This window comes from Streptomyces cucumeris (genome assembly GCF_024295805.1).
Classification (GTDB): Bacteria; Actinomycetota; Actinomycetes; order Streptomycetales; family Streptomycetaceae; genus Streptomyces; species Streptomyces cucumeris.
Window position 1 is genome coordinate 1 of sequence record NZ_JANCLX010000046.1, and the last position, 12126, is coordinate 12126.

Annotated in this window: 14 protein-coding genes; 9 read left to right on the forward strand and 5 right to left on the reverse strand. The window is 71.0% G+C overall.

The window, feature by feature from the left end; all coding sequences use genetic code 11:
- Positions 1-302 precede the first annotated feature (302 nt).
- Complete coding sequence (gene groL, locus NMK44_RS38040) at positions 303-1928, forward strand: chaperonin GroEL (RefSeq protein WP_254752083.1); 1626 nt, start codon at positions 303-305, stop codon at positions 1926-1928.
- A gap of 109 nt (positions 1929-2037) precedes the next feature.
- Here groL and murQ read toward each other — a convergent pair whose 3' ends face one another.
- The gene (murQ, locus tag NMK44_RS38045) at positions 2038-2988 is read right to left on the reverse strand and encodes an N-acetylmuramic acid 6-phosphate etherase (protein WP_254752085.1); all 951 of its coding nucleotides are present in this window, start codon (positions 2986-2988) and stop codon (positions 2038-2040) included.
- A gap of 87 nt (positions 2989-3075) precedes the next feature.
- Positions 3076-4005: a MurR/RpiR family transcriptional regulator gene (locus NMK44_RS38050; RefSeq protein WP_254752087.1), complete on the reverse strand. Its 930-nt coding sequence runs from the start codon at positions 4003-4005 to the stop codon at positions 3076-3078.
- Positions 4006-4130: 125 nt separating this feature from the next.
- On the opposite strand from NMK44_RS38050, the gene NMK44_RS38055 reads away from it, so the two are divergent.
- Both NMK44_RS38055 and NMK44_RS38060 read left to right on the forward strand, forming a co-directional pair.
- Positions 4131-4487: a DUF8819 family protein gene (locus NMK44_RS38055; RefSeq protein WP_254752089.1), complete on the forward strand. Its 357-nt coding sequence runs from the start codon at positions 4131-4133 to the stop codon at positions 4485-4487.
- The gene (locus NMK44_RS38060) at positions 4487-4762 is read left to right on the forward strand and encodes a DUF4031 domain-containing protein (RefSeq protein WP_254752091.1); all 276 of its coding nucleotides are present in this window, start codon (positions 4487-4489) and stop codon (positions 4760-4762) included. Before NMK44_RS38055 ends, NMK44_RS38060 begins: the two co-directional genes overlap by 1 nt.
- A 104-nt stretch (positions 4763-4866) precedes the next feature.
- On the opposite strand, the gene NMK44_RS38065 is transcribed toward NMK44_RS38060, so the two are convergent.
- Both NMK44_RS38065 and NMK44_RS38070 read right to left on the reverse strand, forming a co-directional pair.
- Complete coding sequence (locus NMK44_RS38065) at positions 4867-6090, reverse strand: Cmx/CmrA family chloramphenicol efflux MFS transporter (RefSeq protein ID WP_254752168.1); 1224 nt, start codon at positions 6088-6090, stop codon at positions 4867-4869.
- Between the two features lie 66 nt (positions 6091-6156).
- On the reverse strand, positions 6157-6750 hold the full coding sequence (locus NMK44_RS38070; protein WP_254752093.1) for an XRE family transcriptional regulator: 594 nt from the start codon (positions 6748-6750) through the stop codon (positions 6157-6159).
- Between the two features lie 380 nt (positions 6751-7130).
- On the opposite strand from NMK44_RS38070, the gene NMK44_RS38075 reads away from it, so the two are divergent.
- The 5 genes from NMK44_RS38075 to NMK44_RS38095 all read left to right on the forward strand — a co-directional run bounded on the left by NMK44_RS38075 (position 7131) and on the right by NMK44_RS38095 (position 10504).
- Complete coding sequence (locus NMK44_RS38075) at positions 7131-7451, forward strand: hypothetical protein (protein WP_254752095.1); 321 nt, start codon at positions 7131-7133, stop codon at positions 7449-7451.
- Positions 7448-7693 carry a hypothetical protein gene (locus NMK44_RS38080; RefSeq protein WP_254752097.1) on the forward strand — a complete coding sequence of 82 codons (246 nt, stop codon included), beginning with the start codon at positions 7448-7450 and terminating at the stop codon, positions 7691-7693. The genes NMK44_RS38075 and NMK44_RS38080 overlap by 4 nt, the downstream gene beginning before the upstream one ends.
- 11 nt (positions 7694-7704) lie before the next feature.
- On the forward strand, positions 7705-8580 hold the full coding sequence (locus NMK44_RS38085) for a radical SAM/SPASM domain-containing protein (protein WP_254752099.1): 876 nt from the start codon (positions 7705-7707) through the stop codon (positions 8578-8580).
- 7 nt (positions 8581-8587) lie between these two features.
- Positions 8588-9718, forward strand: a complete 1131-nt coding sequence (locus NMK44_RS38090) for a methyltransferase domain-containing protein (protein ID WP_254752101.1) — start codon at positions 8588-8590, stop codon at positions 9716-9718.
- A 96-nt stretch (positions 9719-9814) separates the two neighbouring features.
- On the forward strand, positions 9815-10504 hold the full coding sequence (locus tag NMK44_RS38095; RefSeq protein WP_254752103.1) for a haloacid dehalogenase type II: 690 nt from the start codon (positions 9815-9817) through the stop codon (positions 10502-10504).
- Position 10505: 1 nt separating this feature from the next.
- Here the strand turns inward: NMK44_RS38095 and NMK44_RS38100 are convergent, their stop codons facing one another.
- Positions 10506-11171, reverse strand: a complete 666-nt coding sequence (locus NMK44_RS38100; RefSeq protein ID WP_254752105.1) for an HD domain-containing protein — start codon at positions 11169-11171, stop codon at positions 10506-10508.
- Positions 11172-11227: 56 nt separating this feature from the next.
- Here NMK44_RS38100 and NMK44_RS38105 point away from each other — a divergent pair, with 56 nt between their 5' ends.
- Positions 11228-11956 carry a copper homeostasis protein CutC gene (locus tag NMK44_RS38105; protein WP_254752107.1) on the forward strand — a complete coding sequence of 243 codons (729 nt, stop codon included), beginning with the start codon at positions 11228-11230 and terminating at the stop codon, positions 11954-11956.
- Positions 11957-12126: the final 170 nt, after the last annotated feature.

Below are 12126 nucleotides of genomic sequence, written 5' to 3' on the forward strand. Positions count from 1 at the left end.
GGGGGGGGGGCCCCCTCCGGCGTGTCCCGCCCCCGAGCCCACCCCTCACCCGACCGCCACCCCTCCAGGACGCCCCTCGGGCGCTTGCACTCTCATGGGTCGAGTGCTAATCATTGGCGTTAGCACTCTGAAGGTGAGAGTGACAGAAGGACCGGGTCGGTGAGGCCCGTCGGCCTTACGGGGCAAGGAACCGTAGGGCAGGCAGGCCGTCCGTCGCGGGCGCCAGCGCGGTCCGGAGCAATCCGCCCCCACGGCCTGACGGCCTGGGAGGTACCCCCTAAGTCTTGGGAGGACCACTTCACATGGCCAAGATCATCGCGTTCGACGAGGAGGCACGGCGCGGCCTCGAGCGCGGGATGAACCAGCTCGCCGACGCCGTCAAGGTCACTCTCGGCCCCAAGGGCCGTAACGTCGTCCTCGAGAAGAAGTGGGGCGCCCCCACGATCACCAACGATGGTGTGTCCATCGCCAAGGAGATCGAGCTCGAGGACGCGTACGAGAAGATCGGCGCCGAGCTGGTCAAGGAGGTCGCGAAGAAGACGGACGACGTCGCCGGTGACGGCACGACGACCGCGACCGTCCTGGCCCAGGCGCTGGTCAAGGAAGGCCTCCGGAACGTCGCCGCGGGTGCCAACCCGATGGCCCTCAAGCGCGGCATCGAGAAGGCCGTCGAGGCCGTCTCCGCCCAGCTCCTTGAGCAGGCCAAGGACGTGGAGACCAAGGAGCAGATCGCCTCCACCGCCTCCATCTCCGCCGCCGACACCCAGATCGGCGAGCTCATCGCCGAGGCGATGGACAAGGTCGGCAAGGAAGGCGTCATCACCGTCGAGGAGTCGCAGACCTTCGGGCTCGAGCTCGAGCTCACCGAGGGCATGCGCTTCGACAAGGGCTACATCTCCCCGTACTTCGCGACGGACATGGAGCGTATGGAGGCGTCGCTCGACGACCCGTACATCCTGATCGTCAACTCGAAGATCACCAGCGTGAAGGACCTCCTCCCGCTGCTCGAGAAGGTCATGCAGTCCGGCAAGCCGCTGCTGATCATCGCCGAGGACATCGAGGGCGAGGCCCTGGCGACCCTGGTCGTCAACAAGATCCGTGGCACCTTCAAGTCCGTCGCCGTCAAGGCCCCGGGCTTCGGTGACCGCCGCAAGGCCATGCTCGGTGACATCGCCATCCTCACCGGTGGCACCGTCATCTCCGAGGAGGTCGGCCTCAAGCTGGAGAACGCGGGCATCGACCTGCTCGGCCGCGCCCGCAAGGTCACGGTCACCAAGGACGAGACCACGATCGTGGACGGCGCCGGCGACACCGACCAGGTGCAGGGCCGCGTCAACCAGATCCGCGCCGAGATCGAGTCCTCGGACTCGGACTACGACCGCGAGAAGCTCCAGGAGCGCCTGGCGAAGCTGGCCGGCGGCGTGGCCGTCATCAAGGCCGGTGCCGCGACCGAGGTCGAGCTCAAGGAGCGCAAGCACCGCATCGAGGACGCGGTGCGCAACGCCAAGGCCGCCGTCGAGGAGGGCATCGTCGCCGGTGGTGGCGTGGCCCTGCTCCAGACCGTCTCGGTCTTCGAGAAGCTGGAGCTCGAGGGTGACGAGGCCACCGGTGCCCAGGCCGTCCGCCTGGCGCTCGAGGCCCCGCTGAAGCAGATCGCGGTCAACGCCGGCCTCGAGGGCGGTGTCGTGGTGGAGAAGGTGCGCAACCTGACCCCGGGCCACGGCCTGAACGCCGCCACCGGCGAGTACGTCGACCTCATCGCCGAGGGCATCATCGACCCGGCCAAGGTCACGCGCTCCGCGCTGCAGAACGCCGCGTCGATCGCCGCGCTGTTCCTCACCACCGAGGCCGTCATCGCCGACAAGCCGGAGAAGGCCGCCGCGGCGGGCGCTCCGGGCGGCATGCCGGGCGGTGACATGGACTTCTGATCGACGACGATCCTTCGTCGGTCGGTCGAACCGTCCTGAGATCGTCGGGGCGGCACCCTCTCCCAGGGGTGCCGCCCCGACGGCGTTCTCTTGGAGACCCCGCGGGGCGTCAGCGAGCCCGCGCGGCCTCCAGGGCCGCGCGCAGCCGGCCGCCCGCCTCGCCGAGAAGCTGCTCGGCGGTCGGCGCGTCCACCTCGCCCAGGATGGTGAGGATGGCGTTCTTGGTCTCGCCGTCCGTGGCCGCGAGCGCGCGCTCGATCCGCTCGTCCGGGGCGCCGGTGGCCAGCGAGACGATCCGGCGCGAACGGGCCCGCAGCTTCTCGTTGGAGGCGCGGACATCGACCATCAGGTTCCCGAAGGTCTTGCCGAGCCGGATCATGGTGATGGTCGAGATCATATTGAGCACCAGCTTCTGGGCGGTGCCCGACTTCAGCCGGGTCGAGCCGGTGACCAGTTCCGGCCCCACCACGATCTCGATCCCGTGGTCGGCCGCGGCGGCCAGCGCCGAGCCCGCGTTGCAGGACAACCCCACGGTGAGCGCACCCGCGGACCGGGCGTGCCCGACCGCGCCGATCGCGTACGGGGTGCGGCCGGACGCCGAGATCCCGACGACCGCGTCGGCCTCGCCCACCCCCAGTGCGTCGAGATCGGCGGCGGCCAGCTCCCCGCTGTCCTCGGCTCCCTCGGCGGAGGTCACCATGGCCTCCGGACCGCCCGCGAGCACTCCGAGGACCTGGCCGGGCCGGGTGTTGAAGGTGGGCGGGCATTCACTCGCGTCGAGCACCCCGAGCCGTCCCGCGGTGCCCGCGCCCGCGTAGACCAGCCGACCGCCGCGGGACATCCGGGCGGCGATGTCGTCGATGGCGGCGGCGATCCGGGGGAGCTGGGCGGCGATGGCGGTGGGGACGGTGGCGTCCTCCCCGTTCATGATCCGGGCGATCTCCAGCGTGTCGAGCCGGTCGATCTCGGCGAGTTCGGGGCGGAACGCCTCGGTGGTGAGGGTCTCCAGCTGGGCCCGGAGCTCTGCCGGGCTCCGGCCCTGGTCGGCGGCGGAAGTCATGCGAAACGGCTCTTTCCCATAGTCAGCGTGGCGGGGGTGGGGGTGGGCTGATGACTCGGGGGTGGCTCGGTGCTCTCGGGTACGGGGTCAGCGGTGCCGGGGGCGGGGGTCGTGCCGGTGGGCGAGCGCCTCGTAGGAGGCGGACAGCGCGGGCGCCGCCGACTCGTACGTACGCTGGGCGACCCCGATGAACAGGCAGTCCACCACCAGTAGCTGACTGGTGCGGCTGGCCATGGCGGCCGGGCGCAGCTCGCTCTCGCGGGCGGTGGAGGTGGTGAGGACGAAGTCCGCGTACTGGGCGACCTCGCCGTCCGGGCGTCCGGTGATCGCCACGGTGGTCGCCCCGTGTTCGAAGGCGACCCGCAGCGGTTCGATGACGTCCGTGGTGCGGCCCGAGTGGGTGATCGCGACGGCCACGTCGCCCGAGTGGAGCTGCACGGCGTTGGTGACCGCCAGATGCGGATCGGCATGGGCGTGGGCTATCAGCCCGATGCGCAGGAGCTTCTGCGCCAGGTCCTGGCCGACCAGACTGGAGGCCCCCACCCCGTAGACGTCGATCCGCCGGGCGGCGGCGAGCGCCGAGACGGCCGACTCGAGCTGGGCGGTGTCCAGTCCGGCGGCGGTGTCCGCCAGACACTGCTGCTCCTCCTGCGCCAGTTTGGCGATCACATCGGGGATCGGGTCGTCCACCGCGATGTCCGCCGTGACCGCCGGAGCCCGCCCGGCCGCCTGCTGCGCCGCCAGCGCGGCGAGCGCGAGACGCAGATCGCGGTATCCGGGGTACCCGAGCAGCCGGGAGGTGCGTACGACGGTGGCTTCGCTGGTACCCGTGCGCTCGGCGAGCCCGGTGACGGTGAGCGCGGCGCAACCGGCCGGATCACCCGCCACGGTCTCGGCGACGCGCTGCATGGAACGGGTCATGGAGGGAGCCAGCGTACGGACCTTCGCCGCGAGGGCGGCCGGTGCGGGAGCGGGGGCCTCGGACGGGGTGAAAGTTTCCTTCAGCTTACTGCTCACTCTTGAAAACTATTTCCAGTCAGGGCGACCGTCAACCCTGGGCGCACCCCGGTATGTCACCGGGTCGGTGCGGACGGAGGGTGATGGGCGGGCGCCCGCGCGCAGCAAAGGTGACAATGGGACCCATGAAGCTCGAACACGCACTGCACGCGGCGCGTGCGCTCGTCCTTGCCGATCTCGCGGCGGGAAAGGTCGCCCAGGCGGACATCGTCTCCCTGGTCGAGGACGCGATTGCGCACCGGCGGTGGTGGGTCGAGCAGTGGCCGGAAGGCGCCGAGTACGTGGCCGGGCTGGTCGCCCAGGACGTCCAGGACGCCCTGCTGGAGCGGTACGGCCGCTGGCCGCTGTGCCCGGTCTGCACCGAGGGCGGCGACCTCCACGCCCTCGACGTGGAACCGGAGTTGGGCGCGGACCCGCACTGGGTCTGCGGCAAGACGGCGGTCGCGGTGGCCCGCGTGGGCTCCCTCGGGGCGACCCTCTGATGGCCGTCCTGATCGACCCGCCCTCCTGGCCGGGCCACGGCCGAATGTGGTCACACCTGGTGAGCGACGTCTCCTACGACGAACTCCACGCCTTCGCCGACCGCATCGGCGCCCCCCGCCGCGGCTTCGACCGCGACCACTACGACGTCCCGAGCGAGCTCTACGACGCGGCGGTCCGGGCCGGAGCCGAGGAGGTCGGCAGCAAGGAACTGCTCCGCCGCCTGACGACGGCGGGCCTGCGCCGCCCGAAGCGGGCGCGGACCGCGGGGGCGTGAGGGACGCCCATGACGACGCGTCGCGCCGGGACGGCGCGTTCCCCGTGGGTCCGAGCTCCGGCCGGGCGGAACACCCCGGCATACCCGGCGGGGGACCCCGCGGATCACCGTGTGACGCGGGTGGACTCCCGGTCCAGGGCCGCGGCCGCCGAACCCGTGATCACTCGTGAGCCGCTCTCCGCCTGGTGGATCCGGGAGGCGAGCGCCGTCGTGCCGATGGCGAGGGTGGCCATCACCGCACCGGTCCAGGCCACCGCCGGATAGCCCCAGCCCGCGCTGATCACGAGCCCGCCCAGCCATGGGCCGACCGTGTTGCCGATGTTGAAGGCGGCGGTCGTGGTCGCACCCGCCAGCGTCGGCGCGGCGTTCGCCACGTTGAACATCCGGGCGTTGAGCGCGGGTGCGGTGAAGAAGGCGGTGACCCCCAGCAGCAGCGCCAGGGTCACGGCCGCCACGGGGGACTGCGCGGTGAGCGCCAGCAGGGCCAGGACCACCGCCGAGGCGGCTATGCCGCCGTACATCGTGCCGAACAGATGGGCGTCCGCGATCCGCCCGCCGATCGCCGTACCGATCAGCGCCCCCACCCCGAACAGCGCCAGCACCGTCGGCACCCAGCTCTCCGCGAGCCCGGCCACGTCCGTCAGCAGCGGCGCGAGGTAGGAGAACAGGCAGAAGACGGCCCCGCCGTTGAGCGCGGTGGTGAGCAGCGCCAGCCAGACCTGCCGGTCGCGGTAGATCTTCAGCTCGTTCCGCAGCCGCGGGGCGTCCGCACCGCCCGGCACCTCCGTACGCGGCACCAGCGCGGCCACGCCCGCCAGCCCCAGCGCCGAAAGACCGGCCACCGCCCAGAACGCGGCGCGCCATCCGGCGTGCTGCCCCAGCAGCGCCCCCGCGGGCACTCCCGCGATATTGGCGATGCTCAAGCCCCCGACCATCACGGCCATCGCCCGCGCCCGCGCGTTCATGGGCACCAGCGACACGGCCACCGCCGCGCCCACCGCCCAGAACCCGGCGCACGCGAGCGCGCTCACCACCCGCGACGCGAACAGCACCCCGTACGACGGCGCCAGCGCCCCCGCCACCTGGCCGAGTCCGAAGGCGGCGAGCAGCGCCATCAGTGTCGTCCGCCGCGGCAACCGCAACGTGGCCGCCGCCAGCGCCGGCGCCCCGACCACCATCCCGATGGCGAACGCGGACACCAGCAGCCCGGCCGTCGGGATCGACACCCCCATGTCCCGCGCCACGGGTTGCAGCAGCCCGGACAGCATGAACTCGGACGTCCCGAGCGCGAAGACGGACAGACCGAGGACGTACACGGCGACGGGCATACGGGCGCTGGCGCGGGAGGACATGCGGGCGACAACACCACCCGGGACCACGGCATTCCTGCCCGGCTACCTCACCCGTTCCGCCGGGACCGGCACACCGCCCATCCACAATTCCTCAGCGTGTTCCGCGAACCGCGAGAACATCCCGCCGTCGGCCCTCCGCCGCAGATGCATCAGGGGAGAGTCATGCCCGACGAGCCGGGCCAGATGCGGTGTGACCAGTGCCTGGTCATCGAATCGGAAGACCGACAGCGAGATGTGGTTCACGGCGTCGGCCGCCGCCGAAAAGCGCGCCTCCACCCCCTCGACCGGGCCCATCCGGTCCAGCTGCTCAAGAGTCATGCTGATCCGGGTGGAAACGGTCAGGGTGACGTCCTCGATCTCCTCCCGCTGCCGGGTCACCGCCCCATTCGGATCGCCGAGCAGAAAGCGGACCCGGCATCCGCTCTCCGCTTTGCGCCGCAGGGTCTGCGCGAAGGCGGGCACCTGGGTCCAGAGGAAATAGGACGTGTACCCGGCGAAGAACAGCTCGTCGTCGGCCTCGGCCACGAGGTCGGCCCAAAGTGTGGACGGACATGCCGAGCGATACGGATAGCTCTGAACGATCTCCTGGTCGCCACCGGCCCTGAGCCGGTTCCGCACGGACTTCGGCCACAGCATCTCTGCTTCCACTCCCAACGTCTTCGAGGTGTCCGACCGGTTTCTGGAGTGGGGAATGAGCTCCTCGTCCGCGATCCACCGCTCAACGGTCTTTCCGGACACCCCTACCCGGGCAGCGAGCTGCCGGGGGGAGAGTCCCGCGGACTCCGTAGCCGATCGTAAGGCTGCGTTCAAGGCTTCCCCCAGGGACGTTTGGGCGTTCTCCGACAGTAGCGGCGAGACGGCCCAAGTGTCCTCACAACGGACTGCCGTACGTCCCTTTTGGGGCGCCACTCTGTGTCCGTGGAAGCCCCACGACCATGCCACCGGCTGGGGTGCCCGAACGATGTCAGAAGGGACCCGTCGACGTGATCGACTCTAACTCTGGCTCCTCACAGCGAATGAGTCCGCTTTCCGCCTTCCCGCCATCCGCGCTCCGCCTGCTCCCATGGACCAACGCCGATGGCAAGCCGTGCTACCTCATCTCCGACCATGGCCGCAGCCTGCTCGGCGAGAGGGCGGACACCGTCGAGTCGTTGCAGCTGGGCATGGGAGCCGATATCTGCGGGCATGCGCGCGAGTTGCTGGACGACAGCCGGGCGAGTGCCGACGAACTCCGATTCCTGGCGAGGTGCCTGTACGACGCACTGCGGGACGCGCTGCGGATCGCCCGGAGCCACATCGGGCCTGACGTAGTCGTACCCGAGGCGGACCCGTCATGACCGACTGGCAGCTCGACCACGCCCCCGGCTGGAAGGTGACCCGTCGCTCCGACGACGGCTTCACCATTGCGCTTCACATCAGCAGGAACAACCAGCGCCTCGGCACCGCGGAGCTCCGTCTGACTCCCGTTTCGGCAGAACATCTGCACGCGGCCCTGTGCTTCGCCCTCGACGGCCGGCAGCCACCCACTGGGTCCCCGGAGTGCCGTCAGCCGATCCGCTACCCGGGAAGCACACGATGAGGGAGACGCGCATGACCACGGTCGTCCAGCCCCCAGCCTCGCCGACCGTCGTCGCACTGGAGATCACCGGCACCTGTCAGCTCCAGTGCACCCAGTGCTTCGCCGAGTCCGGGCCGAACGGGACGCACGGTGTGCTGACTGCGGCCGACTGGCGGCGGGTGATCAGCGACGCGGCAGCAATCGGCGCGCGGGACGTGCAGCTCATCGGAGGCGAGCCGACCACACACCCGGCGTGGGCCGCGCTGGTGGACCACGCGCTGGACCTCCGGCTTCAGGTCGAGGTCTACAGCAACTTGTTCCACATCAAGCCGGATTGGTGGAACGTATTCGGCCGCGACGGTGTGAAGCTGGCCACCAGTTATTACAGCGACCGCGCCGAGGAACATGACGCGATCACGACCCGTCCGGGCAGCTACGAACGGACCCGGGCGAACATCATCGAAGCCGTCCGGCGCGGCATCCCGCTGCGCGTCGGCATCGTGTCCGTCCTGCCGGGGCAGCGCGTGAGCGAAGCCCGCAGGGAACTGGAAGCGCTCGGGGTCAGGGCGATCCGTACGGACCGGACGCGGCGCCTCGGCCGTGCCTCGCTGCCCGCTGCCGCGGCGAACGCGGCGGAGCTGTGCGGACGGTGCGGGCGTGGACAGGCGGCCGTGTTGCCCTCGGGCGAGGTGACACCGTGTGTGATGGCGCGGTGGCTGACCACCGGCAATGTGCGGGAGAGCGGCCTGGCCACAGTACTGCGCGGCACATCATGGGCCGAGGCGCTACGGCTGATTCCGGCCCGCGCGGACGGAGGGCCGTGTGACCCTGACTGCAAGCCCGCGTCCGACGGCGCGGACTGCGCGCCCGCCGAGCAACCGGCGTGCGATCCGAAGTACGACGAGTGAGGGGCCGATGGACTGGAAACCCCACGCCGAAAGGCTCGCTCGCGAGGTCACGCCGTCCGTCTCGCGATGGCGGAGTCCGGTCGCCTCGACTCCCCGGCACTGCTTCGTCCCCCGGTGGTGGGAGCGGGAGGGCGACGGGACATGGGCGCTGCGCGACGGGCACGCGGATGAGTCGGCGTGGCTGAGGGCTGCCTACTCGGACACGTCCCTGGTGACCCGGGTCGGTCCGTGGCACGCAGACCACGCCGGCCCCGACGACCGGCCGACGGGACGGCCCACGTCGTCGAGCACCATGTTCCGCCTGGTCGTCAGGATGCTGCGGCACGGACTTCTGTACGACGGCGCGGACCTCGGGTTGATCGGCACGGGTACCGGTGCCAGTACCGCTCTCGCGGTACGGCGGCTCGGTGAGGGGCACGTCACGGCCATGGACGTCGACCCGTATCTGACCGAGGCCGCGACCGAGCGGCTGGACTCGCTGGGGATGTCTCCCCGGGTGGTCACCTGCGATGCCACCAGCTCACTTCCGGGCAGTTTCGACCGTGTCGTGTCCCTGGTCGCGCTCCCCAACCTCGCGAGCGTGCTGGCGGCTCTCCGCCCAGGTGGCCGTCTGGTGACGACACTCGTCCGGATGAACGTGATCATCACGGCTGACAAGGGGCCTGACGGTGTCGCCCACGGGGTGGTCGAGTGGGATCGCGCGGGGTTCATGGGCACTCGCACCGGGGCGGACTATCCGCCCGATATCAACGAGTTGTTCGCGACCGTACGAGGACGCGAGGGCGAGCAGGTGACCGCGGGCCGCTATCCGGTACTCAACGTCGCGGAGGCGTGGGACGTGCGGGCCATGCTGGAACTCGCCGTGCCCGGGGTCGAGACCCACTACGAGGAGCACGGTGATCAACGCACCGCATGGCTGGTGCACAACGACGGCTCGTGGGCGCGTGCTTCAGCGACCTGGATCGATCCGCCCGAGGTTCACCAGGGTGGTCCCCAGCGCCTGTGGACGGTGCTCGAACGCATCAGACACCGGCTCAACGCCGAGGGTGGCCTTCCGGTCTACGGCAGCAGGGTGCACATCACACCCGATGGGGTGTGCCACTTCACCAGCGGCGGGTGGTCCGCCTCCTACGGCTGAGCGCTCCAATGAACCGGGCATTCCTGCGGACGGGGAATCCCCATGGTCGCCCACGACGTTGAGGGTGACTCCCTGACCCGTCCCGGGAGAGACGTCATGCCGGAGTTGAAGATCGACGCCCTTGTGTTCGACGTGCTCGGCACGCTCGTCGACGAACCAGCCGGTATCCGCTCCGGCATCCAGGCATTCGCCCCGTCGCTCGACGACCCCGGCACCGAGCGGCTCATCGCGCTGTGGCAACAGCACATCGAACGCGAGCAGCGCCGCATCCTCGACGGCACCCGGCCCTTCCTCCCCAGTGACGCCCTCGACGGGGAAGCCGCCCGGATCGTCGCCGAGGCCGCCGGGGTCGAGGATCCGGCTGCCGTGGCGGCGTTGGCCCGGTCGGGTCGGCGCCTTTCGCCGTGGCCCGACACCGAGGCGGGGCTCGCCCGTCTCGCCGGGCGGTTCCCGCTGATCGGGCTCTCCAACGCGAGCCGTACGGCACTGCTGGAGCTCAACGCCCACGCCGGACTGCGCTGGCACCAGGCCCTGTCCGCCGAGGACGCCCGGACCTACAAACCGGATCCGGCGGTCTACCGGCTGGCCGTCACCGTCTCCGCACGGCCGCCGGAGCGGCTGATGATGGTCGCCGCCCACGCCTGGGACCTGCGCGCGGCGCGGAACCTCGGACTGCGCACCGCCTACGTAGCCCGCCCGGTCGGTGACCCGCCCCTGCCCTCGGACCGGTTCGACCTGTACGCCTCCGACCTGGCCGATCTGGCGGACCAGCTCGAGGGGGCCTGAGTCAGGTCCCCAACAGCTCCAGTTCCGTGGCCATGTTCCGGCGGGCCGCCGCCTCCCAGCGGTCGTGGCCGACCGCCGTACGGAACAGCCTCCCCAGCCCCAGCAGTTGGCGCAGGACATTGGCGCGGCCCTCGCGGAAGACATCGTCGGGCACGAACCCGTACTCCTCCCGCACGGCCGCCGCGTAAGCGGCGTAGTCCCCGGGCGCACCGGCCAGAACGGCCAGATCGGCATCGCACAGCACCTCGGCGTTGAGGTCGCCCTCGGCCGGATCGTGGTCCGCGGTGATCCGGATCAGACGGGCCACCTCCTCGACGCGCGCCTCCGGCACACCCGCCTCCGGTAGTGCCCGCTCGGCCAGGCGCGCACTGCGGTCCTCGTTCGTCGACCGCTCCGGCAGATAGACGGCGTCGTGGAACCAGGCCGCCAGCCGGACGGCGTCGGGGTCGGGGGCCGCGACATGCGCCAGCAGCTCGTCGATCCGGTCCAGGACCGCGATCAGATGGTCCGTCGTGTGGTACTTGCGCTGGGGTTCGGCCCAGCGGGCGAGGAGGTCTTCGCCGTAAGGGGCCGCCGGAGGGGTGGTGACCTCACGGGCACCGGTCAACAAAGTTGTCCAGCGGGCGAGCAGAGCGTCATGGGCGGGGTGGCGCGCAGGGGCGGACATGAGCCAATTGTGGGGTACCGGTTTCGCCCCCACCGCCGTGTGGCAAGCTGAGAAGCATGTCTAGACCAGTTCTCGAGGTGATCGCGCTCCACCCCGCTGACGCGATCGCCGCACAGGCCGGTGGGGCGGACCGCCTCGAACTGGTCACCGACATGGCCGCCGACGGGCTCACCCCCTCCCGGGAGACCTTCGCCGCTGTCCGGTCGGCCGTGGACATCCCGGTGCGGGTGATGCTCCGCGCGTCCGACGGCTTCGCCGCCGGGAACGCCGCCGACCTCGACACCCTCTGCAAGCGCGCCGCCGCGCTGTACGCCGAGGGCGCCGACGAGTTCGTGCTGGGGTTCCTCACCGACACCGGTGACATCGACCTGGACGCGGTCCGCGCCCTCACCGACGTCATCGGGGCCGGACCCGGTATGGACGAGAGCCGCTGGACCTTCCACCGCGCCATCGACCGGGCCGCCGACCGCGACATGCTCCGCAAGCAACTCGCGGACCTCCCCGGTCTCGACACCTACCTCACCGCGGGATCGGCACAGGGAGTGGACGAGGGGCTGCCGACCCTCCTCGTCGAAGCCGCCCGCACCGGCCTGCCCGGCTACGAGCCGCGGATCATGGCCGGTGGCGGACTGCGCCTCGGTCATCTGTCCGCCCTCCGCGCGGCGGGGATCGACGCCTTCCACATCGGCAGTGCGGCCCGCCCCGCCGGATGGGACGGCCCCGTGGACACGGCCGCCGTCCGTCGGTGGCGCACCGCGCTGGACGTGCCCGTCCCGGTGGGCTGACGGAGAGCCGCCGACGAGACGGGAGGGGCCGGGGTCGCAGGGGCGGGGTCCGGGACACTTTCGTGTATTTGTGGCGCCAATCTTGGGTTCGCCACACGTCTCCGGGCACCGGCGCCGTAAATAGACGGTCCAGGACCCCGCCCCGGAGGCCCCGGCCCCGCACCCGAGAA